Here is a 21,903-nt window from a genome sequence, read left to right on the forward strand (position 1 = left end):
TAATTACAGATGGAAGTGGAAGAGGACGGGGGTAGAAATGCGGATCAAACCTGACGATAACTGGCGCTGGTATTATGATGAAGAGCATGACCGCATGATGCTCGATCTGGCTAATGGTATGTTATTCAGGTCGCGTTTTGCCCGCCGAATGTTGACGCCCGACGCCTTCGCGCCTTCCGGATTTTGCGTTGATGATGCCGCGCTCTATTTTTCCTTTGAAGAAAAATGCCGCGACCTCGAATTAACAAAAGAACAGCGTGCAGAATTAGTGCTTAATGCGCTGGTCGCCATTCGTTTTCTCAAACCGCAAATGCCGAAAAGCTGGCACTTCAATACTCATGAAGAGAGCTGGCAGCCCGGCGTTGGCGATGCCGCCAGCGCATGGCTCAGCGATACCGGCCAGCAGGTCAATCTGTTGGTGGTTGAGCCCGGCGAAAACGCCGCGCTATGCCTGTTAGCTCAGCCCGGTCTGACGCTTGCCGGCCGCGTGATGCAACTGGGCGATGTGATTAAAATTATGAACGACAGACTGCAGCCAGCGCCAGGTGTCGCCAGCTACAGCCTGGGCCAGGCGGTTTAAGGCGTCAGCCTCACCGCGGTTTTCGGTACGCAGCTACAGCACAGAATAGTGCCATCGGCGGCTACCGCGTTTTTCTTCAGCGCGCTGACTTCCCCTTCTTCCAGCCGGATGCGGCAACTGCCGCAGATTCCTGCCCGACATGAGTAAGGAATGCGAATTCCCTGTTGTTCCAGCTGCTCCAGCAGTATTTGCTGATTATTACCGGTAAAGCTCACTCCCTGCCAGACTATTTCTACCGTCGCGTTCTGCTGCGCTTCAGGTGCCGGCGTATTATCACTCTCGCCTGCGCCGTAGGCCTTCGCCGGGCCGCGGGCCAGCACTTCTAACTCATCGCCCACGCGGATTACGCCGCTATTTCGCGCGATCAGGTTCAGGCCGAAATCGACATCGCCGTTATCCAGCGCCGTGCGGAAACTCTGCAGCGTGCTTAAGGGCTCGCCGGCAGGATGCTTTTGCCCGCGCTCCGGGCTGACGGTCGTCAATACGCAGCGGCTGCACGGTTTAGCGACATCAAAAATGACCTCGCCAATGCGCAGCACTTTCCACGTATCCTCCTCCCAGGCGGCCGCGCCGGTCACCAGAAGATTCGGGCGAAATTGTTCTATGCTTACGCTGGCCGGGCAACGTTTTTGCAAATCGCGTAGTGAAGCCTCATTGGCCAGCAGGTAGGGAAAACCGTCGGCGAAGGAGAGGGGCACGGCATCGTGACGTTGCACCCTGCGGCTGAGCTGCGGACTCAGCCAGCGGAGCTGAACGCTGCGGTTAAAGAATCCGCTTAGCCACTGGTTGACCGCGGATGGGGCAATCAGGGCGGTAAAGTGGTTACCCCAGACTTCGGTAGGCTCCTGCTGCGTCGAGAAATCGCTGAAGCGGACCACCGCGCTGCTGCCGTCCGGCGCGGTCAGATGCAGACCATCATGGAGCGGCGCCGGAATAAACTTGACCATTTGCGGAAACTGACGGGCGGTGATGAAGGTGCCATCGGTTTCCGTCACCATAAAGATACGATCGAAGGCTAGCCCGCTGATATCTGCATAAGCGTGGCTGAGCCCAATTCCCCGCATTGATTTGACGGGATGAACGAAAAGACGCGAAAGGGTGACCATACGCTGCCCCTGGCTTTAAAAATAAGCCTTTAACTTTATGACATAGGGCGCATATTGGCTATAATGCGCACCAATTTTCTTTTAGTAAAAGTGACGATATGAATTCTCTGTTTGCCAGTACGGCTCGTGGGCTGGAAGAGCTGTTAAAAACTGAACTGGAAGGGCTGGGCGCGGTGGACTGCCAGTTGGTCCAGGGCGGGGTCCATTTTCAGGGAGATACGCGGTTGCTGTATCAAAGCCTGATGTGGAGCCGGCTGGCTTCGCGGATTATGCTGCCGCTGGGGCAGTGCAGCGTCTACAGCGACCTGGATCTGTATCTTGGCGTACAGGCTATTCCATGGACGGAGATTTTCACCCAGGATGCCACTTTTGCCGTGCACTTTAGCGGGCTGAACGAAGAGATTCGTAACAGTCAGTACGGGGCGTTGAAGGTTAAAGACGCCATCGTAGACAGCTTTACGCGTAAGAATCTGCCGCGTCCCAACGTCGATCGTGAAAACCCCGATCTACGAATTAACGTCTGGCTGAATAAAGAGACCGCGCATATTTCCCTGGATCTCAGCGGCGAGGGCTTGCACCTGCGCGGCTACCGCGATGGGACCGGCATGGCGCCAATCAAAGAAAACCTGGCCGCGGCGATAGTGATGCGTTCCGGCTGGGCTACGGGTACGCCGCTGCTCGATCCGATGTGCGGATCCGGTACGCTGCTGATTGAAGCGGCGATGCTGGCCACCGATCGTGCGCCGGGTTTACACCGTGGTCACTGGGGTTTCGGCGGCTGGGCGCAGCATGACGATGCTATCTGGAAAGAAGTGAAAGCCGAAGCGCAAACCCGCGCCCGTCAGGGACTTGCGGCGTATGAATCGCGCTTTTACGGTTCCGACGTTGACGCCCGCGTTATCGAACGCGCGCAGCGTAACGCCCGCCGAGCCGGTATTGGCGAACTGATTACCTTCGAAGTGAAAGACGTTGCCCAGCTTAGCAACCCACTGCCGAAGGGCCCTTATGGCACGGTGATTAGCAACCCGCCGTACGGCGAGCGTCTGGAGAGTGAACCGGCGCTGATTGCCCTGCATAGCCTGCTGGGGCGGATCATGAAAAACCAGTTTGGCGGCTGGAACCTGTCGCTGTTTAGCGCCTCGCCGGATCTGCTGAGCTGCCTGCAGCTTCGTGCTGATAAACAGTTTAAAGCGAAAAACGGCCCGCTCGACTGCGTACAGAAGAACTACCATCTTGCGGAAAACGAAGGCGGCAAAACCGCTATGCTGGCGGAAGATTTCGCCAACCGTCTGCGCAAGAACCTGAAAAAATACGAGAAGTGGGCGCGTCAGGAAGGTATTGAATGCTATCGCCTGTATGATGCCGACCTCCCGGAGTATAACGTCGCTATCGACCGCTACGCCGATTGGGTGGTGGTGCAGGAGTATGCGCCGCCGAAAACCGTTGATGCGCATAAAGCCCGCCAGCGCCTGTTTGATATTATTGCCGCCACCATTGCCGTACTGGGGATTGCGCCGAACAAGCTGGTACTGAAAACTCGCGAACGGCAGAAAGGTAAAAACCAGTATCAAAAAATGGGCGAAAAGGGTGAGTTCATTGAGATACAGGAGTATAACGCGCGTCTGTGGGTCAACCTGACCGACTACCTGGATACCGGGCTATTCCTCGACCATCGTATCGCTCGCCGCATGCTGGGCCAGATGAGTAAAGGCAAAGACTTCCTCAACCTTTTCTCCTACACCGGCAGCGCCAGCGTCCATGCCGGCCTTGGCGGCGCGCGTTCCACGACGACGGTCGATATGTCACGTACCTATCTTGAATGGGCTGAACGTAACCTGCGCCTCAATGGCTTAACCGGCCGCGCGCATCGCCTGATGCAGGCCGATGTGCTGGGCTGGCTGCGGGAGACGACCGAGCAGTTCGACCTGATCTTTATCGATCCGCCAACCTTCTCCAACTCCAAGCGTATGGATGATGCGTTTGACGTTCAGCGCGACCATTTGCGCCTGATGACCGATTTAAAACGTCTGCTGCGTAAAGGCGGCACGATTATGTTCTCGAACAACAAACGCGGTTTCCGTATGGATCATGACGGGCTGGAGCAACTGGGCCTGAAGGCGCAGGAGATCACGCAAAAAACGCTGTCTCAGGATTTTGCCCGCAACCGTCAGATTCACAACTGCTGGCTGATTACCGCAGCCTGAAAGGAATAAAGAATGTCTTTAATTAGTATGCACGGCGCCTGGCTCTCTTTCAGCGATGCGCCGCTGCTGGATAATGCTGAACTGCATATCGAAGATAACGAACGCGTCTGCCTGGTAGGGCGCAACGGTGCGGGTAAATCGACCCTGATGAAGATCCTCAATCGTGAACAGGGTCTTGATGACGGGCGCATTATCTATGAACTGGATCTGGTTGTGGCACGTTTACAGCAGGATCCGCCGCGTAATGTAACCGGCACCGTTTACGACTTTGTGGCCGAAGGGATTGCGGAACAAGCGGCTTATCTCAAGGGCTATCACGATGTTTCGCAGCTGGTGATGACCGATCCGAGTGATAAGAATCTGAACGAACTGGCGCGTCTTCAGGAGCAACTGGATAACTTAGGCCTGTGGCAGCTCGATAGCCGCATTAATGAAGTGCTGGAACAGCTCAGTCTCGATCCTAACGCCGAGCTCTCCTCGCTTTCCGGCGGCTGGCTGCGTAAAGCGGCCCTTGGCCGCGCGCTGGTCAGCGGGCCGCGCGTGCTGCTGCTCGACGAACCGACCAACCACCTCGATATTGAAACTATCGACTGGCTGGAAGGTTTCCTGAAGATGTTCAAAGGCACTATTATTTTTATTTCGCACGACCGTTCCTTTATCCGCAATATGGCGACGCGCATTGTCGATCTCGATCGCGGCAAGCTGGTCACCTATCCGGGTAACTACGATCAGTATCTGCTGGATAAAGAAGAAGCGCTGCGCGTGGAGGAATTACAGAACGCGGAGTTCGATCGCAAGCTGGCGCAGGAAGAAGTGTGGATCCGCCAGGGGATCAAAGCGCGTCGTACCCGTAATGAAGGGCGCGTACGGGCGTTAAAAGCCATGCGTCGCGAGCGCGGTGAGCGCCGTGAAGTGATGGGCAGTGCGAAGATGCAGGTCGAAGAGGCCGCGCGTTCGGGCAAGATCGTGTTCGAAATGGAGAACGTCAACTACCAGGTTGATGGCAAGGTGCTGGTGAAAGATTTCACCGCCCAAATCCAGCGAGGTGACAAAATTGCGCTGATTGGCCCGAACGGCTGCGGCAAAACCACGCTGCTAAAGCTGATGCTCGGTCAACTGCAGGCGGATAGCGGACGTATTCACGTGGGTACCAAGCTGGAGGTGGCTTACTTCGACCAGCACCGCGCGGAACTTGATCCGGATAAAACGGTGATGGATAACCTTGCGGAAGGTAAACAGGAAGTGATGGTGAACGGCAAGCCGCGCCACGTCCTGGGCTATCTGCAGGACTTTATGTTCCATCCGAAACGCGCGATGACGCCGGTGCGCGCGCTGTCGGGCGGTGAGCGTAACCGTCTGTTGCTGGCGCGTCTGTTTCTCAAGCCCAGTAACCTGTTGATTCTCGATGAACCGACAAACGATCTGGATGTCGAAACCCTGGAACTGCTGGAAGAGCTGGTTGACGGCTATCAGGGAACGGTGATGCTGGTTAGCCACGACCGTCAATTTGTTGATAACACGGTAACGGAGTGTTGGATCTTCGAAGGCGCGGGACAAATTGGTCAATACGTTGGCGGCTATCATGACGCACGCGGTCAGCAGGCCCAGTATCTGGCGAAAAAGCAGTCGGTTTCTAAAAAGACTGTTGAAGTTGCTCAACCGAAAGCAGAAAGTGTCAAACGCGCTGCCAGCAAACTAAGCTATAACCTGCAGCGCGAGCTGGAACAGCTGCCGCATAAACTGGAAGAGCTGGAAGCCCAGCTGCAGAATTTGCAGGAGCAGGTTGCCGACCCTTCTTTCTTTGGGCAATCGCATGACCATACGCAGCAGGTGCTTGCGCAGCTGAGTGAAGCGGAGCAGGCGCTAGAAACCGCCTTCGAACGCTGGGAATATCTCGAAGGATTAAAAAACGGCGCGTAAGCTGAGGAGTTTTCATGTGCGATCATCATCATGCTGCGCGGCATATCCTGTGTCGACAATGTGATCTGCTGGTGGCTTTGCCGCAGCTGGAGCATCGCCAGAAAGCTACGTGTCCGCGTTGCGGAACGACATTAACAACGTCATGGGACGCTCCCCGGCAGCGTCCCACAGCCTACGCGCTGGTCGCGTTGTTCATGCTGCTGCTGGCCAATCTGTTTCCCTTCATCTATATGAAGGTTGGGGGGATCAGCAGCGAAATTGAGCTACTGGAAATTCCAAATGTGCTGTTTACCGAGGATTACGCCAGCCTCGGGACTTTCTTTTTACTGTTCGTACAGCTGGTGCCGGCATTCTGCCTGGTCACTATACTGCTACTGGTCAACCGGGTGAGCATGCCTTCCGGGTTAAAAGCCTTTCTGGCGCGGATCCTGTTTCACCTTAAAACCTGGGGGATGGCGGAGATCTTCCTCGCCGGAGTACTGGTTAGCTTCGTTAAGCTGATGGCATACGGCGATATCGGTATCGGCCTGAGTTTTATTCCCTGGTGTATGTTCTGCCTGTTACAGCTGCGAACGTTCCAGTGCGTGGATCGCCGCTGGTTATGGGATGATATTGCGCCAATGCCGCCGATTAAACAGCCGTTGAAAGTCGGCGTTTCCGGTTTGCGCCAGGGTCTACGCTCGTGTTCATGCTGCACGGCGGTTTTGCCCGAGGATGAGGCTGTTTGTCCACGCTGCGGTACCAAGGGAACCGCCCGGCGTAAAAACAGCCTGCAGTGGACGCTGGCGCTGCTGGTGACTTCATTGATCCTCTATATGCCCGCCAATATTTTGCCGATCATGATTACCGACCTGCTGGGCGATAAAATGCCCTCCACTATTATGGCGGGGGTGATCCTGCTATGGAGTGAAGGATCGTATCCGGTTGCTATGGTGATATTTATCGCCAGTATTATGGTGCCGACGTTAAAGATGATCGCCATTGGCTGGCTATGCTGGAACGCAAGCGGCAAGGGAGATCGCGACTCGGAGCGCATGCATCTGATCTATGAAGTCGTCGAGTTTGTTGGCCGCTGGTCAATGATTGATGTGTTTGTTATCGCAGTCCTCTCCGCGCTGGTACGCATCGGTGGATTAATGAATATCTATCCGGCGATAGGAGCTGTGATGTTTGCGCTGGTCGTAGTAATGACAATGTTTTCGGCCATGACGTTTGACCCTCGTTTATTGTGGGATCGTGAGCCAGATTCAAGCCATGAGGAAAGACTGCAGCATGGAAAATAAGAGCGGAGAAGCGAAGGTGCAAAAGGTGAAAAACTGGTCACCGGTGTGGATCTTCCCGATAGTTACGGCGCTCATTGGTGCCTGGATTCTTTTTTATCACTATAGTCACCAGGGGCCGGAAGTGACCCTGATTACGACTAACGCTGAGGGAATTGAAGGGGGGAAAACCCGGATCAAAAGCCGCAGCGTTGATGTCGGCGTGATTGAAAGCGCAACGCTGACGGATGACCTGACCCACGTGGAAGTTAAAGCCCGGCTGAATTCAGGCATGGAAAAACTGCTGCATCAGGATTCGGTTTTTTGGGTGGTTAAACCGCAGGTCGGTCGTGAAGGGATTAGCGGTCTGGGGACGCTGTTATCCGGCGCCTATATCGAACTGCAGCCCGGTACCAAAGGTTCTGTCCCGTCGCAGTATCCGCTGCTGGATTCACCACCGTTGGCATCCCCTGATGCTAAAGGTATTCGCATCCTGCTGGAAAGCAGCAAAGCGGGTCAGCTTTCACCCGGCGATCCGGTGCTTTTCCGCGGCTATCGCGTAGGTTCAGTTGAAACCAGCACTTTCGATGCGCAAAAACGGAACATTACTTATCAACTGTTTATCAGTGCGCCTAACGATCGGCTGGTAACCAATAACGTGCGCTTCTGGAAGGATAGCGGTATTGCGGTGGATCTGACCGCTGCCGGTATGCGCGTTGAAATGGGATCGCTGTCGACCCTGTTTGGCGGCGGCGTCAGCTTTGATATTCCCGAAGGGTTGCCGTTAGGTGAGCCGGTGGCGAATAAAACCGAATATCATCTGTTTGACGACCAGCGCAGCATTCAGGATTCAGTGTTTACTCAGCATATTGACTACGTGATGTTCTTTAAAGATTCGATTCGCGGTCTGCAACCCGGCGCGCCGGTTGAGTTCCGCGGTATACGCCTTGGGACCGTGGGTAAAGTACCGTTCTTTATCCCCGGTCTGAAGCAGAGCTTAAACGATGACTATCGTATTCCGGTCGAAGTGCGGATTGAGCCTGAACGCTTGATCAATCAATTAGGCACCGATCCTGACATTCGTAAGCATATCGATGATCTGATGAACCGTGGACTGCGTGGTTCACTTAAAACCGGTAACCTGGTCACCGGGGCGCTGTATATCGATCTCGACTTCTACCCGAAAGCGCCAGCGCGCGGCAAGTTCCAGGAGTTTGGCGGATATCCGATTATTCCAACCGTGAGCGGTGGCCTGGCGCAGATCCAGCAGCGGCTGATGGATGCGCTGGATAAGATTAATAATCTGCCAATTAACCCGCTGCTGGAGCAGGCAACCAGTACGCTGGCGCAAAGTGAAAAAACGATGCAGCACGTACAGGCGACGCTGGATAGTCTGAACAAGATAACGTCAAGTCAGTCGATGCAGCAGCTACCGGGCGATATGCAGAATACGTTGCGTGAACTTAATCGTAGTATGCAAGGCTTCCAGCCGGGATCTGCGGCATACAATAAGATGGTTGCGGACATGCAGCGTCTCGACCAGGTTCTTCGCGAACTGCAGCCGGTACTGAAAACGCTCAATGATAAGAGCAATGCGCTGGTATTTGAGGCGAAGGATAAAAAAGATCCACAGCCGAAGGGAGCGAAATAATGAAGAAATGGCTAATAGCGGCGGCGGTATGCGCGCTGACGGCATGCAGCAGCGGCGGCGAGAGTAAAACTTACTATCAGCTTCCGGTGGCGCAGGGAGGCGCGCAAAGCGCCGCCCATCAAAGCAAAAATTTGCTGTGGGTTGAGCAGGTTAGCATTCCAGATTATCTGGCCGGTAACGGGATGGTTTATCAGACCACCGATGTTCAGTATGTGATTGCCAACAACAATCTATGGGCTAGCCCGCTCGATCAACAGCTGAGAACAACGCTGGTGGCGAACCTTAGCAACCAGCTACCGGGATGGGTTGTCGCTTCTCAACCGCTGGGTAGCGAGCAAGATACGCTGAACGTATCCGTTAGTGGTTTTCACGGTCGTTACGATGGCCGGGTAATCGTCAGCGGCGAGTGGCTGCTGAAGCATCAAGGGCAGCTGATCAAGCGGCCGTTCCATATTGAGCTTAAGCAGCAAGAGGATGGCTACGACGCGATGGTGAAAACGTTAGCTCAGGCCTGGACTCAGGAAGCAACCGCGATTGCCAGCGAGCTTAATCGTCTGCCATAAGTAAAATTCATAAGAGTAAAAGGCCGCTGCGAGAATGAAAATCGCAGTGGCTTTTTGTTTGTCTCATCAGATTGTTACTTGTGCTGGTTCACAGTTTTTGTACAAACGAACTTTCATGTAGCTCACAAATATGACAATGGCGTGAATTTTGCGCATTGACGCTATCTCTGATTCGCGGTATTCGTTAACCGTGGTTGCGCATTAAGTGACCATTGTTTTCTTTTCCACCAGATCAAAGAATGAGGGAAACGAGGCATGAAGAGACAAAAACGAGATCGCCTGGAACGGGCACATCAGCGTGGGTACCAGGCCGGTATTACCGGAAGGTCGAAGGAAATGTGTCCTTACCAGACCTTAAACCAAAGGTCTTATTGGCTAGGAGGCTGGCGAGAAGCCATGGAGGACAGGGTACAAACTGCCTGACTGTCTCTTTAAAAAAGAAGCCTCCGCTGCGCGGGGGCTTCGCCTTTTCTAACGGGTCACTGCTTATCAGAATGCGGAAGTGTCCTGGAACAGGCCCACTTTCAGGTCGGTTGCGGTGTAAATCAGACGACCGTCAACCAGCACTTCGCCATCCGCCAGGCCCATAATCAAACGACGGTTTATCACGCGTTTGAAATGAATACGGTAGGTCACTTTCTTCGCCGTTGGCAGTATCTGGCCAGTGAGCTTAACTTCACCCACGCCTAATGCACGGCCTTTACCTTCACCGCCTAACCAGCCCAGGTAGAAACCAACCAGCTGCCACATGGCATCCAGACCCAGGCAGCCCGGCATTACCGGGTCACCAATGAAATGGCAACCGAAGAACCACAGGTCCGGGTTAATATCGAGTTCTGCCTCAACATAACCTTTGTCATAGTTACCACCGGTTTCGCTCATTTTGATGACGCGGTCCATCATCAGCATACTTGGTGCCGGCAGCTGGGGGCCTTTTGCACCAAATAGTTCACCACGACCAGAGGCAAGAAGGTCTTCTTTTGTATAGGATTCGCGTTTATCTACCATGTTTTCAGTAAGCCTTATTTTGAGTTCGGGACGCAGGATAGCTAACACGTGTACGCTGAACAAGTCCGATCAGTTCGAACCTGAACCGCCTAACCAGCGTAGCGGCCACGGAAAGCGATGACGACTCTCTTGCTGTGTCGCCTGCGCAATTCGTTCCTGAATGGTTTGCCGTAAAGTTTGTCCTTCGCCGTCCCAGAGCAACTGGGTCAGAATGGGCAGCGCTTCCGACACGTCATCGACTGCCCATATAAAGAACTGCTCATCCGCAACGGCCTGCTGCAGTTCTTGTGCCAGGCTCAGATGACGAACGTTGGCGGAGGGGATGACGACGCCCTGTTTGCCGGTCAGCCCACGCTGTTGGCAAATAGCGAAGAAGCCCTCAATTTTCTCGTTGAGCCCGCCAACCGGCTGTACGCGACCAAACTGATCGACAGAGCCGGTAACGGCGATGCTCTGATTAATCGGTACATTGGCCAGCGAACTGATTAGCGCGCACAGTTCGGCCATGGAGGCGCTATCGCCATCCACTTCGCTGTAGGACTGCTCGAAGGTCAGGGAGGCGGTGAAGGGAAGCTGTTGTTCGAGCTCCAGCTCGGACATCAGAAACGCCTGCATGATCATCATGCCTTTTGCGTGAATGTTGCCGCCCAGCTCGGCCTTGCGTTCAACGTCGATGAATTCGCCGTCGCCAATATGCACGACGCAGCTGATACGCGAAGGCTCGCCAAACGCGCGAGGGTGACCCGGAAACTCAATGACAGAGAGTGCGTTGATTTGTCCTACGCATTCGCCTTCGGTTTCGATCAGGATCTGCTCCTGCAGGATTTCATCCTGGATGCGCTCAGCAAGATAGCCCTCGCGCCACAGACGACGCTCCAGCATGGTTTGTATCTCTTCGGCGCGAATCTCTTCACCTTCACAGAACGCGGCGGCTTCTCTAAGCTGGCGGGCAATCCAGAGAACGCACAGCGGCAAAGTTTCCTGATCGCCGGTATAACGCGCGCCTTCCTGAATCAGCAGCGGCCAGGCGTTAGCGGACAGTCCCGGAAGTTCAAGCTGTTGAGCATTTTGCCAGACCCACTGGCACCATTGCTTCAGCGTATCTGCATCAGCAATTTGCAGGTTATCTTCATATTCGCTGTAGATAGCCTGCGCAGAAAGCTCGGGTTCCATCTCCTGGAAATCAGCCAGGGATTCCCGCTCGCCCACGAGGATCACTTTCAGGCTCAGGGGCATAGAAGGGATGCTCACCGGAAGAGGGCGAGACTCATCGAATGACAGCCAGTCAAAACGCTGGCGGGCCACCATGTTTTTTAGCCGCATCCACAGTAGGGGCTGAGCCAGTAAGGCGCGCAGGGAGAGAATCAATACGCCGCCGTTGGCGCGATGGACCAGACCGGGTTGTAGGGTGATTTCACCATTAAACTGGCGCACGCAGCCAAACAGCTGTTCTGCTTCGATCCAGTCAGCGGCTTCTACCGGGGCAACGCTGGCGAAATTATCTTCAGCAGTGTGCGCCGGCGTAAGAGAGATTTTTCCGCCATCAACCTGATAGTGAACGCCACAGAGTGTTGCTGCCGGTTGATGTAAAGTTCGGGTTTCGTTAGCTAACCATTGCAGGTACTCCGGTTCTTCCGGAATTTTAACCAGCATAAATGGCGAAATGGCTGGAGTGACCAGTAGCTGCTCCAGGGCATAAAAGAGACGGGGTTGCAGTTCGCCTGAGAGGGATTCCTCTGCGTGCCCCAGGTCGGCTTGTGCAAACAGCGCCTGATAACTTTCCGTATCAGGAGCAAGGTCGTTTCGGGTAAGTTTCGTAATGGTCAAAGTCGCTGTTTTTTAGTCAGATGTAAAACGCGCGATTATACATTATGCGGCGTCTGAGCACACGGGGGATTGCGATTGTCGTGGTGATAACGAATCTACCAACATCACTAAAGATGATTTATTCTCAGCACATCAGGAAAAAACTGATATCCTGAAATGAGTTACACGGTCACATTGAGATCGCAATGAAATATCAACAACTGGAAAATCTTGAAAGCGGCTGGAAATGGACTTATCTGGTAAAAAAGCATCGGGAAGGTGAGCTTATTACCCGCTACATTGAAGCCAGCGCTGCGCAAGCCGCGGTCGATGTATTACTGACGCTCGAAAATGAACCCGTGCTGGTGAATACCTGGATTGAGCAGCATATGAATCCAGAGCTAGTGAACCGCATGAAGCAGACTATCCGCGCTCGACGTAAGCGTCACTTCAACGCGGAGCATCAGCATACGCGTAAAAAGTCTATCGACCTTGAATTCGTGGTCTGGCAGCGCCTTGCAGGTCTGGCGCAAAGACGGGGTAAAACGCTGTCGGAAACTATCGTGCAGTTAATTGAGGATGCTGAGCATAAAGAGAAGTATGCCAGCAAGATGTCCAGCCTGAAGCATGATTTGCAGGTGCTGCTAGGTAAAGAGTAGCGATGCTGGCGCCGGGATTCTGCTGTTTTTTTGAATGCGGAATTTAAGCCAAAAAAAACCCCGCATTGCGGGGTTTTTTATTGACGATATAACTTAAGCCTGCGGCTGAGTTACGACGTCTTTGTAGCCTTTAACTTCGATCTCTACGCGACGATCCGGACCCAGGCAGTCAATCAGAGCTGCACGAGCTTTCACGTTGTCACAGGTGTTGCCAGTAACCGGGTTGGATTCACCCATACCGCGAGCGGAGATTTTGCTAGCCGGGATACCTTTGGATACCAGGTAATCAACAACGGACTGAGCACGTTTCTCAGACAGCTGCTGGTTGTAGGCATCGGAACCGATACGGTCGGTGTAGCCCAGAACAACTGCGGAACCGTCTTTCGGGTCCATGTTGCTCAGCTGGGTATACAGCTGATCCAGAGCCTGCTGGCCTTCTGGTTTCAGAGTAGATTTGTTGAAGTTGAACAGAACGTCAGACTTCAGGGTGAAGTGCTTGGTAGTCACTTCTGGAGCCGGAGCCGGAGCCGGAGCTACAACCGGAGCAACATCGTCCTGACCGAAACGGTAGGAAACGCCCAGGCTCAGCATGCCGTTATCAGGACGGGTACCAACGGTGCCAGCGTCGCCGATGTTGTTAACCCACTGGTATTCCAGACGGGTTGCGATGTCACGAGTAACAGCCCACTCTAAGCCGCCCGCGAATACCGGAGATACGCCAGTGTCGTGTTCGCTACGGGAAACGCCGGTAGAAGCGTAGTTACCTTTGGAGTCTGCGCGCCAAACCATACCACCCAGACGGGTATAGATATCCAGATCGTCAGTGATCGGGTAACCCAGTTTAGCAGTCAGCTGAACGCCCTGAGCTTTGAAAGCGCCATTGTCAACGCTGCCTTTATAAGCCATACGGCCCAGCCAGTCGTAGCCCATTTCAAAACCGAGGTACGGGTTAACCTGGTAACCACCAAACGCACCAGCACCCAGCTGATCGTTACGGGTCGGGCCGTTGTTGCCCTGGAAACCGTTACCGTAGAAACCGGTGTCGTGATACTGGGACCAGCCCAGTTTAGCACCTGCGTACCAGGTGTTATCTTTCGGAGCGGCCTGCGCTACGGTAGCGAAGCCAGCCAGTGCCACTGCAATCGCGATAGCTGTCTTTTTCATTTTTTGCGCCTCATTATCATCCAAAATTCGCCATGAAGGTTCAGAAGACCTCACGGTTAAATCCTTCACCCGGGGCGTGACTTGTTGTTAACTATGCTGATACATGCAGCGTAAGCCGATCACCCCTGGCGATGTAAAGTCTACAACTTAGTTCGAAACTTACAAGTGTGAACTCCGTCAGGCATATGAAAAAAAAGGGTTGTGTACGCTATGTTTAACAAATACGGTTGAACTTATTCGGGGCAAAAAAAGTCGCGAAGCCGCATCAGACAAGCATTTTAACAAAAATGCCCATCAAGAAAGCCCATCTCGCGTCAGGGCAAAAAAAATTCCAGGATTAATCCTAAACTCGGTTAATGATACAGGTTTGAGTGAATTTTTAGCCCAGAAAGTTGTCTGCCTGGCTGATCGTTATTTCTTACCGGGCGCATGATAAAGCCCATTGCGTGACCCTCTTCTGCAGCGGCAACCAGTCGCTCATGTTCCTCAATGCTCAGTTCTTCTGATAGCCAGCCAATAACGACGCTATAATTTCCGGTGCGCAGTGAGCGAACCATTGACTCCAGGGTATTAGCGGGGGAGAGCTGGCTGATCTGCATAACCTTGGACAGCGGTAAACCGGATGACTGCACCCATTCACGGCTTAGCTTCTGCCGTGGAGTCAGCCAGAGCTGCCAGCGTGACTGCTGACCAAGCTGCTGTAATAAAGGAAGCAATAGTAGCTGCGTCATCATAGGCTGATCTTCTCGATAGACTATTTCACTGATCAGCCCGTTAGCTGGCTGTTCGGCAGCGTCATGAGAGCGACGACGTACTGAAGTAGAAGTCAGTGGTGAACGATTTGCGTGAGCTGATGTAAACATAGTCTATCCCGCCTGTGGCTTACTGTATGCATATACAGTATATGCGGCAGGGTGAAAGATCAACACTATTTTCTCTGTTTCTGGATGAAATTTGTACATCTCTGGGAATAAGCAAGTGCCGATAGCGTCGGATGTCAGCGCGTACATAATGTGAATTCATCGTTGTTGCGCTTTTTACCTGGATAAATTCTTCTCACAAATGATGATGTTAACCGTATACGAGTGACCAGAGATACCCTCCACTTTGTGCTCTAATGTGATTAATATTAATTAAGCATTTTACTTTCCCTGCTTTTGACTTCATCAAAAGGCTATTTTCTGAAAGCCGCTCGCAAAAAAACAAGCTGATTAAAATAAAGAGATAATTCATGTTGCCGCATGAAGAGAAGTCACTTATTTTCTTTATTAACGGATCCGTTAGCAAATTTATGTCTTATTTACATGATTAACAAAGGAATAATCATGAAGAAACTTGTATGTTTTAGGATCCATCAGTTTCGGGCATGTTTGTCTCCATTAGGAAAAATAAGCTGTCGGCCCTTATTTGGTGGCTATAGCCTGGCGATAGATAACACCGTATTTGCCATGATGGCCGAGGGGGAAATCTATCTTCGGGTCTGTGAACAGAGCGCGGAGTACCGCGTGGCGCATAAAAACCCGCTTTTGAAGATGCAGAAGAATGGTCGTCTGGTCGCGCTGAAGTATTATCATATTGATGAAGGGCTTTGGCAGGATAGCAAAATGCTTTTTCATTTATCAGCGCTGTCATTACAGAGCGCTCGCTATGAAAAACATCGGCAGCGGCATTCAGGGAGATTGAAAAATTTGCCAAATATCAGTTTTCACATGGAGCTACAGTTGATTAATTCAGGCATCACAGATGAATTAACGCTGCGTAAGATTGGGGCCAAAGAAGCCTGGCTGAGGTTACGGAAAATGAATAAAGCGTTAACGGTTAATATTCTTTATTGTTTACAGGGAGCTATTGCTGGCGTACATGCAGCCACGCTCCCGACGCAACAGCGTCAGGAGCTTGAGGAGTGGGCGGCGGAACAAATGCAGGAGAGGGAGGCCTACTCAGGTTGAATCTCAACCTGTCGCTGTAGCCGACAAATCTCTGGCAGCAGCGCCAGTAGCAGCCCGATTTGTTGAAGTACCAGCGGCTCCTTGCTCTCGGCACGGGGGTCGAGATGCTGTATCCGGGTCTGCAGGCTTGATAGAGCTTGCTGTACCCGTTGCTCATCGGCCGGCGAGTGGTGCAGCGCGTCATCAACATAACAAACGGCATCGTCCAGCAGCGCCAGGATATCTGGCGTTGTCAGCTTTTCCCTGTGGGCGCCCAGGGCTGAAATATAGCTGGTAAAAGTGTGGTTCAGGCACAACAAACGAAAAGCGGTTTCTCGAATTTGCGAGCCCGCTCTTGGTTCAGTTGATAAGTTTGAGACTACTGATGCCAATTCACCGTCCCTGTTGTGCGCTACTCTTCGCGCAATGCGATAGGCAAGGCGGTTGTCGCGTCCCTGATGATATTGCTCAAGTATGGCGTCTAAATACCGGCAGTTAGCGTTGATTGCTTGTTCGAGTACTCGCGGCAGATTGCGGAATTTCCAGTCAGGCCAAATAAAGCTGACAGCGGCCCAGGCGATAGCGCAGCCGATCAGCGTATCAAATATACGCGGTAGGGCGACTTCAAAACCTTCACCCAGGAGGTTGAAGCAAAGCAAAACCAGAAGGGTAATGAACATTGTGGCATGGGCGTACTGCACATTACGGAAAGCGAAGAACAGCACGCCGGTCAAAACAATTAAAAACAGCTGGCCTTCAACGGATGGAACGAGAAGCAGCACCGGGAGACCTATCGCCACGCCGATAAGGGTACCGATTATCCTTAACGCCAGCCGGTGGCGAGTCGCGTTATAGTTTGGCTGGCAAACAAACAGGCTGGTCAGCAATATCCAGTAACCATGATTCAGCCCGGTCAACTGGATAAAAGCGTAGCCAGCGCACAGGACCAATGACATTCGAACCGCATGGCGAAACAGGGCGGACTCGGGGGACATATTACTGCGCAAGCGCAGCCAGACATCGCCAAAACCGCCAGGCTGGTCGTCAGCCAACAGGTTTTCCGTGTTGTGACTGAACTGCGAGGTGGTCTGGACAGATTCAATTGTCGCCAGCTGGGCGTCAATTGCGCGTAGGTTATTAAGCAAAAACCCTAATGCCTTGATCTGGTCCGCCGGCGCGCCGCTGGCCTTTACACGATCGAGCGCGGCGTCAAGGTGCATAAAAGCGCGCTCAAAGTGAGTATCGTGAAGGTAGGGCTCGCGCTGCAGGATGGCTCGGGACAGTTTCTGGCATGCCTGCGCCTGCATTGACAGCATGCGCTGAAAGCGGAACATCACGTCACTGTAACGAAAGCGATCGCGCAGCGTTTGGTATTGAATATGCGAAGAGCTAGCGCGTTCGTGGATGTCCTGCGCCACGAAGTAATACTGCAGGGTGCGACGGGTTCCGCGCTGACCGCGATCCCCGCGCAGGCGCGTCAGCAGGGAAACTTTGGTCTGATTTAGGGTTGTCACTAGCTGACCGTTGGCTATTGCCAGGTCATACAGAGGCGCCTGGCTTTCATCTTCAATATCCGGATCGAACAGGCGCGATTTAAGTTCCAGATAGTGCGCTAACTGCTCGTAGCTGCGTGCAAGGTTGTCCTGTAGGGGACGGATGGGGAAAATAAGATGCCCTGCGAGGGTGAGTAAGTTGTACCACACCGCCCCGGCCAGCAAAAACAGCGGCTGGAGATACCAGTGGCTATAAAGCGTTACCCCCAGCATGGTATAGATGGCGATTAACAAGGCGCCAAAGGCAATTGTGGCATAGCGCTGGCCCAACCCACCGAGCAAAATAAAGCCGATGGTAGAAACGGTTAATCCTGCTGCGAATAACCAAGGCCAGGGGAAGAGCAGTTCCACCGAGGCCGAAGCAATAAAAAAGCACACGAGGGTAATGGCCAGATTACGCAGACGTCCTGTCAGGCGGTCATCAAGGTCGGTCAGCGCCGCTGCCACGACCCCAAGCGTTAAAGGAATCGTGAGTTTTACTTCGCCAAGCCACCAGGGAAACGCGGTCGTGCCGCAAAGTGCGATAAAAATCCTGATGTTATATAACCAGGCGCTGTTCCGGGTATAGCGGCGTAGCAGGGGGGTGAGCATTTCTGTGTTCCATTCAGTTACTGAAAGCGGCGGCGCGCATTGGCTTCACGCGCAGCACGAGCAGTCTCGACGGAGACGACTCGACGGCCTACTGGCCATAAAGCAATAGCGGCGATTTTGAAATTGGCGATGCCAACTGGAATGCCGATGATGGTCAGGCATTGTGCGATGCCACAAAAAATGTGCATCAGGCATAGCCACCAGCCAAAGAAAATAAACCATAAAATGTTCAGTAGTGTCCCACCCGCGTTTAGCAGGCTATTCTTTCCCTGAGGATCGAGTTCATCAACATGAACGGCTTCATTACCATAGGGTAGAAGAGAGAGTTTTGTTATCTCCCAGCAGGAGCGGGTGAGAGGTAGCGTAAAGATCAGCACGATGCTGACCAACGTCGCCAGAAGCCAGCCGAGCGTGGTGGCGAATCCGCCAAGGATAAAGTTTAAAATATTCAGAACGGTACGCATAAACCCTCTGTTTAATTCCGTGGATAATAAGGCCCGGCCATTGTAGCGTTTTTTACGCTGGAGCACCCGGTCGCTGGCGGTTAAACTTAAAAACATCCAACCTGATTGAAATTCGACATTATATGGAACTTAGAGCGACAACATTGGGCAAGCGCATGGCTCAGCATCCTTATGATAGGGTGCAACTTCTTAATGCCGGAGTAAAGGTTTCCGGTGATAGCCATGAATATCTTATACCTTTCAATCAGTTATTATCAATCCATTGCAAGCGTGGTCTGGTATGGGGGGAGCTGGAATTTATCCTGCCGGGCGAGAAAGTTGTGCGTTTGCATGGCACCGAATGGAATGAAACCCAGCGTTTTTACCATCATTTGAACACGCTCTGGCAGCAGTGGAGCGCGGAAATGAGCGATATCGCCGCTGATGTCCTTCGCCAGCAGCTGGCTGACGTGGCGCGTTCCAGCGCAGAGGGGAAATGGTTGACGCGTCAGCAGGTGAGCGATATCCAGCGTAAAATCCGCCATGCGCTTGGCGGATTACCTGTACCAACAGCCCGTCTTGACGCTTTCGATAACTGCCGCGAGTTATGGCGGCAATGTCAAAGTTGGTTGAGCAACACCGAGAAAGCCAGGCTCGAGCATAATCAAACGTTTACTGAATCAATGCTGGAACAATACTGCGGCTTTTTTGCCGCGGTAGAATCATCGCCGCTGAATCCGGCTCAGGCGCGCGCAGTCGTAAACGGCGAGCGTTCGTTATTAGTTCTGGCAGGCGCCGGAAGCGGTAAAACTTCCGTGTTAGTGGCGCGCGCTGGCTGGCTATTGACCCGTGGCGAAGCGGCGGCCGAGCAGATTCTGCTCCTGGCGTTTGGTCGACAAGCCGCGCAGGAGATGGATGAGCGCATCCGCGAGCGTCTGGGAACTGAAGAGATCTCTGCGCGAACTTTTCATTCCCTGGCTCTGCATATTATTCAGCAGGGCAGTAAAAAAGCTCCGACGATCAGCAAGCTGGAGAACGACAGCGCCGCACGGCAAAAACTTTTAGTCCAGAGCTGGCAGCAGCAGTGCCAGGAGAAAAAAGCGCAGGCGAAAGGCTGGCGACTGTGGCTGGAAGAAGAAATGGACTGGCAGATCCCGGAAGGGGATTTTTGGCAGGATAAAACGCTGCAGCGTCGTATCGCCAGTCGCCTTGACCGCTGGGTTAGCCTGATGCGTATGCATGGCGGCTCGCAGGCGGAAATGATTGCTGGAGCACCTGAAGAGGTACGCGATCTTTTTGGCAAGCGCGTCAAGCTGATGGCCCCTTTGCTAAAAGCGTGGAAAACGGCATTAAAAGATGAAAACGCCGTCGATTTTTCCGGCCTGATTCATCAGGCGATTAATATTCTGGATAAGGGGCGCTTTGTCAGCCCGTGGAAGCATATTCTGGTAGATGAGTTTCAGGATATTTCCCCGCAGCGGGCGTCCCTACTCGCCGCGTTACGTCGGCAAAACACACAGACTACGCTGTTTGCCGTTGGCGATGACTGGCAGGCTATCTACCGTTTTAGCGGTGCTCAGCTCTCTTTAACAACAGCCTTTAATCACTATTTTGGCGAAGGAGATTGCTGTGCGCTGGATACGACGTACCGATTTAATAGTCGGATAGGAGAGGTCGCCAACGGGTTTATCCAACAAAATCCGCATCAGTTAACGAAACCGCTAAACAGCCTTGTCGCAGGGGACAAAAAAGCGGTGACGTTATTAGCGGAGGACAAACTCGACGATCTGCTTGATAAAATGAGCGGTTATGTCAAACGAGAACAGCGGATTTTATTGTTAGCTCGTTATCATCATTTGAAGCCGGTGGCGCTTGAGAAAGCCGCCACGCGCTGGCCGCATCTGCAGCTCGATTTTATGACTATTCATGCCAGCAAAGGGCAACAAGCCGATTACGCCATTATTCTTGGCCTTAAGGAGGGGGATGATGCGTTTCCCGCACCGGCACGCGAGTCGATTATGGAGCAGGCGCTATTACCGCAGCCGGAGGATTTTCCCGATGCCGAAGAGAGGCGGTTACTGTATGTCGCCATCACCCGCGCACGTCTGCGCGTATGGTTATTGTTTAATAAAGAACAACCTTCTCCGTTTGTTGAAATGTTAGAGGCGCTGAGTGTCCCGGTAGCAAGAAAACCATAATGACTGGCGGCATGGCCGCCAGCGGGGCTTATTTCAGACGCTCTGCAAGGTAGCGTTGATAATCAGGGATCAGGATATCAACAGGGTCGTTGAAATGCGGGGACTGGATAATAAAGTCGGCGGTTGAAACGTTGGTGGCGACGGGGATATTCCATACCGTCGCCAAACGTAATAACGCTTTCACATCCGGATCGTGCGGTACGGCATTCAGCGGATCCCAGAAAAAAATCAATACATCGATTTTACCTTCTGAAATCAGCGCTCCTACCTGCTGATCGCCGCCCATGGGACCACTTAGCATCGCCTGTACCTCCAGCCCGGTCGCGCGTGATACCAGATTTCCGGTCGTTCCTGTCGCCGATAGCGTGTGTTGCGCCAGCAGTTGCTGGTGGCGCTCGACCCATTTCATCAACATATCTTTACAGTGATCGTGTGCAACCAGCGCAATATGCTTGCGCGCTGGCAAGGTACGTGTTGTTAGTTCCATCATTTCATTCCACATTTTGGCCTGTAGACAGATTACTGGAAGTGACTGTTGCTGCAAGCGTCGGGATGAAAAAATTTGACGCATCTGCAGGTCAGGACTCATGCGGGTTCATCCGGATTAGCATACACTTGGGCTAAATAGCAGGAGGATGATGATGAAAGAAAACGATATCGTAGGTATTTTGACCTCGACGCGGACTATCGCCCTGGTGGGGGCAAGTGACAAACCTGATCGCCCAAGCTATCGGGTGATGAAGTATCTTCTGGAGCAGGGATATCACGTTATTCCCGTTTCCCCTAAGGTTGCGGGTACCACGCTGCTGGGGCAAAAAGGGTATGCCACGCTTGCTGACGTGCCGGAAAAAGTGGATATGGTCGATGTTTTCCGTAATTCGGAAGCGGCCTGGGGCGTTGCCCAGGAAGCGGTGGCTATCGGTGCGAAAACGCTTTGGCTACAGCTGGGTGTAATCAATGAACAAGCGGCTGTTCTCGCCCGAGACGCCGGTCTAAACGTGGTGATGGATCGCTGTCCGGCGATTGAGATCCCTCGATTGGGATTAGCCCGATAAACCTAAAACCCCGCCTGACGGGGTTTTTTATTATCAATATAAATTAAGTTATTTAGGGACAGTATTTTAATTAAAACTACATCGAAACGTTTCTTTATTTAAAAATAAAGCGCATTATCTTTGTGGATTTAACGGACACCTTCCTGGCTTTATCTCCCTTATTACGAAAAATCTTCTCCAATAGATAATTTATTTTTTATAAATAACCCCTGGTA

General features: G+C 52.7%; 19 protein-coding genes. 11 read left to right on the top strand and 8 right to left on the bottom strand.

Annotation, left to right across the window (positions count from 1 at the left end):
• Nucleotides 1–37: 37 nt before the first annotated feature.
• A complete protein-coding gene (gene zapC, locus IYV58_RS09340) occupies nt 38–580 on the top strand; it encodes a cell division protein ZapC (protein WP_004130998.1) in 543 nt (180 codons plus the stop codon).
• On the opposite strand, the gene IYV58_RS09345 is transcribed toward zapC, so the two are convergent.
• On the bottom strand, nt 577–1,686 hold the full coding sequence (locus IYV58_RS09345; RefSeq protein ID WP_004131000.1) for a YcbX family protein: 1,110 nt from the start codon (nt 1,684–1,686) through the stop codon (nt 577–579). The two genes, zapC and IYV58_RS09345, sit on opposite strands and share 4 nt — an antisense overlap.
• Nucleotides 1,687–1,784: 98 nt before the next feature.
• Between IYV58_RS09345 and rlmKL the strand changes: the two genes are divergently transcribed.
• The 6 genes from rlmKL to rmf all read left to right on the top strand — a co-directional run bounded on the left by rlmKL (nt 1,785) and on the right by rmf (nt 9,706).
• Nucleotides 1,785–3,890 (top strand): bifunctional 23S rRNA (guanine(2069)-N(7))-methyltransferase RlmK/23S rRNA (guanine(2445)-N(2))-methyltransferase RlmL, encoded by a 2,106-nt coding sequence (gene rlmKL / locus IYV58_RS09350; RefSeq protein ID WP_004131002.1) that lies wholly within the window; start codon nt 1,785–1,787, stop codon nt 3,888–3,890.
• Between the two features lie 12 nt (nt 3,891–3,902).
• Nucleotides 3,903–5,810 (top strand): ABC transporter ATP-binding protein, encoded by a 1,908-nt coding sequence (locus IYV58_RS09355; protein WP_049112804.1) that lies wholly within the window; start codon nt 3,903–3,905, stop codon nt 5,808–5,810.
• Between the two features lie 14 nt (nt 5,811–5,824).
• Nucleotides 5,825–7,093, top strand: coding sequence for a membrane integrity-associated transporter subunit PqiA (gene pqiA / locus IYV58_RS09360; protein ID WP_049112811.1), 1,269 nt, complete (start codon nt 5,825–5,827; stop codon nt 7,091–7,093).
• Nucleotides 7,083–8,720 (top strand): intermembrane transport protein PqiB, encoded by a 1,638-nt coding sequence (pqiB, locus tag IYV58_RS09365; RefSeq protein ID WP_004131007.1) that lies wholly within the window; start codon nt 7,083–7,085, stop codon nt 8,718–8,720. The genes pqiA and pqiB overlap by 11 nt, the downstream gene beginning before the upstream one ends.
• A complete protein-coding gene (gene pqiC, locus IYV58_RS09370; RefSeq protein ID WP_195729535.1) occupies nt 8,720–9,283 on the top strand; it encodes a membrane integrity-associated transporter subunit PqiC in 564 nt (187 codons plus the stop codon). The genes pqiB and pqiC overlap by 1 nt, the downstream gene beginning before the upstream one ends.
• A gap of 255 nt (nt 9,284–9,538) precedes the next feature.
• Entirely contained in the window at nt 9,539–9,706 is a 168-nt protein-coding gene (rmf, locus tag IYV58_RS09375; RefSeq protein ID WP_004871568.1) for a ribosome modulation factor, read from the top strand.
• 66 nt (nt 9,707–9,772) lie between these two features.
• Here rmf and fabA read toward each other — a convergent pair whose 3' ends face one another.
• Together fabA and IYV58_RS09385 are read right to left on the bottom strand one after the other, a co-directional pair.
• Nucleotides 9,773–10,291 (bottom strand): bifunctional 3-hydroxydecanoyl-ACP dehydratase/trans-2-decenoyl-ACP isomerase, encoded by a 519-nt coding sequence (gene fabA, locus IYV58_RS09380; protein ID WP_004131011.1) that lies wholly within the window; start codon nt 10,289–10,291, stop codon nt 9,773–9,775.
• A gap of 69 nt (nt 10,292–10,360) precedes the next feature.
• Nucleotides 10,361–12,118, bottom strand: a complete 1,758-nt coding sequence (locus IYV58_RS09385; RefSeq protein WP_195729536.1) for an AAA family ATPase — start codon at nt 12,116–12,118, stop codon at nt 10,361–10,363.
• Nucleotides 12,119–12,303: 185 nt separating this feature from the next.
• On the opposite strand from IYV58_RS09385, the gene matP reads away from it, so the two are divergent.
• Nucleotides 12,304–12,756, top strand: coding sequence for a macrodomain Ter protein MatP (gene matP / locus IYV58_RS09390; protein ID WP_004131014.1), 453 nt, complete (start codon nt 12,304–12,306; stop codon nt 12,754–12,756).
• A 93-nt stretch (nt 12,757–12,849) separates the two neighbouring features.
• On the opposite strand, the gene ompA is transcribed toward matP, so the two are convergent.
• Both ompA and sulA read right to left on the bottom strand, forming a co-directional pair.
• Nucleotides 12,850–13,920, bottom strand: coding sequence for a porin OmpA (ompA, locus tag IYV58_RS09395; RefSeq protein ID WP_004131016.1), 1,071 nt, complete (start codon nt 13,918–13,920; stop codon nt 12,850–12,852).
• A gap of 353 nt (nt 13,921–14,273) precedes the next feature.
• Complete coding sequence (gene sulA, locus IYV58_RS09400) at nt 14,274–14,783, bottom strand: SOS-induced cell division inhibitor SulA (RefSeq protein ID WP_049112816.1); 510 nt, start codon at nt 14,781–14,783, stop codon at nt 14,274–14,276.
• Nucleotides 14,784–15,245: 462 nt separating this feature from the next.
• Here sulA and IYV58_RS09405 point away from each other — a divergent pair, with 462 nt between their 5' ends.
• Nucleotides 15,246–15,869, top strand: coding sequence for a TfoX/Sxy family DNA transformation protein (locus IYV58_RS09405; protein ID WP_049112818.1), 624 nt, complete (start codon nt 15,246–15,248; stop codon nt 15,867–15,869).
• Here IYV58_RS09405 and yccS read toward each other — a convergent pair.
• Nucleotides 15,857–17,992 (bottom strand): YccS family putative transporter, encoded by a 2,136-nt coding sequence (gene yccS / locus IYV58_RS09410; protein WP_195729537.1) that lies wholly within the window; start codon nt 17,990–17,992, stop codon nt 15,857–15,859. The genes IYV58_RS09405 and yccS overlap by 13 nt on opposite strands.
• Before the next feature lie 17 nt (nt 17,993–18,009).
• A complete protein-coding gene (locus IYV58_RS09415; RefSeq protein ID WP_004871560.1) occupies nt 18,010–18,456 on the bottom strand; it encodes a YccF domain-containing protein in 447 nt (148 codons plus the stop codon).
• Nucleotides 18,457–18,578: 122 nt separating this feature from the next.
• Between IYV58_RS09415 and helD the strand changes: the two genes are divergently transcribed.
• Complete coding sequence (helD, locus tag IYV58_RS09420; RefSeq protein ID WP_032742085.1) at nt 18,579–20,633, top strand: DNA helicase IV; 2,055 nt, start codon at nt 18,579–18,581, stop codon at nt 20,631–20,633.
• 28 nt (nt 20,634–20,661) lie between these two features.
• Here helD and mgsA read toward each other — a convergent pair whose 3' ends face one another.
• Nucleotides 20,662–21,120, bottom strand: coding sequence for a methylglyoxal synthase (gene mgsA, locus IYV58_RS09425; RefSeq protein WP_024360052.1), 459 nt, complete (start codon nt 21,118–21,120; stop codon nt 20,662–20,664).
• A gap of 154 nt (nt 21,121–21,274) precedes the next feature.
• Between mgsA and IYV58_RS09430 the strand changes: the two genes are divergently transcribed.
• On the top strand, nt 21,275–21,688 hold the full coding sequence (locus IYV58_RS09430) for a CoA-binding protein (protein WP_004131030.1): 414 nt from the start codon (nt 21,275–21,277) through the stop codon (nt 21,686–21,688).
• The last annotated feature ends 215 nt before the right edge of the window (nt 21,689–21,903 follow it).

Origin of the sequence: Klebsiella sp. BDA134-6 (assembly GCF_015601345.1) — a bacterium.
Classification (GTDB): domain Bacteria; phylum Pseudomonadota; class Gammaproteobacteria; order Enterobacterales; family Enterobacteriaceae; genus Klebsiella; species Klebsiella grimontii.

Coding starts and splice junctions, on each gene's coding strand:
- yccS (WP_195729537.1), bottom strand. CDS start 17,992: ATGCTCACCCCCCTGCTACGCCGCTATACCCGGAACAGCGCCTGGTTA.
- mgsA (WP_024360052.1), bottom strand. CDS start 21,120: ATGGAACTAACAACACGTACCTTGCCAGCGCGCAAGCATATTGCGCTG.
- fabA (WP_004131011.1), bottom strand. CDS start 10,291: ATGGTAGATAAACGCGAATCCTATACAAAAGAAGACCTTCTTGCCTCT.
- pqiC (WP_195729535.1), top strand. CDS start 8,720: ATGAAGAAATGGCTAATAGCGGCGGCGGTATGCGCGCTGACGGCATGC.
- ompA (WP_004131016.1), bottom strand. CDS start 13,920: ATGAAAAAGACAGCTATCGCGATTGCAGTGGCACTGGCTGGCTTCGCT.
- matP (WP_004131014.1), top strand. CDS start 12,304: ATGAAATATCAACAACTGGAAAATCTTGAAAGCGGCTGGAAATGGACT.
- IYV58_RS09345 (WP_004131000.1), bottom strand. CDS start 1,686: ATGGTCACCCTTTCGCGTCTTTTCGTTCATCCCGTCAAATCAATGCGG.
- IYV58_RS09355 (WP_049112804.1), top strand. CDS start 3,903: ATGTCTTTAATTAGTATGCACGGCGCCTGGCTCTCTTTCAGCGATGCG.
- sulA (WP_049112816.1), bottom strand. CDS start 14,783: ATGTTTACATCAGCTCACGCAAATCGTTCACCACTGACTTCTACTTCA.
- IYV58_RS09405 (WP_049112818.1), top strand. CDS start 15,246: ATGAAGAAACTTGTATGTTTTAGGATCCATCAGTTTCGGGCATGTTTG.
- pqiB (WP_004131007.1), top strand. CDS start 7,083: ATGGAAAATAAGAGCGGAGAAGCGAAGGTGCAAAAGGTGAAAAACTGG.
- rlmKL (WP_004131002.1), top strand. CDS start 1,785: ATGAATTCTCTGTTTGCCAGTACGGCTCGTGGGCTGGAAGAGCTGTTA.
- helD (WP_032742085.1), top strand. CDS start 18,579: ATGGAACTTAGAGCGACAACATTGGGCAAGCGCATGGCTCAGCATCCT.
- zapC (WP_004130998.1), top strand. CDS start 38: ATGCGGATCAAACCTGACGATAACTGGCGCTGGTATTATGATGAAGAG.
- IYV58_RS09430 (WP_004131030.1), top strand. CDS start 21,275: ATGAAAGAAAACGATATCGTAGGTATTTTGACCTCGACGCGGACTATC.
- IYV58_RS09415 (WP_004871560.1), bottom strand. CDS start 18,456: ATGCGTACCGTTCTGAATATTTTAAACTTTATCCTTGGCGGATTCGCC.
- rmf (WP_004871568.1), top strand. CDS start 9,539: ATGAAGAGACAAAAACGAGATCGCCTGGAACGGGCACATCAGCGTGGG.
- pqiA (WP_049112811.1), top strand. CDS start 5,825: ATGTGCGATCATCATCATGCTGCGCGGCATATCCTGTGTCGACAATGT.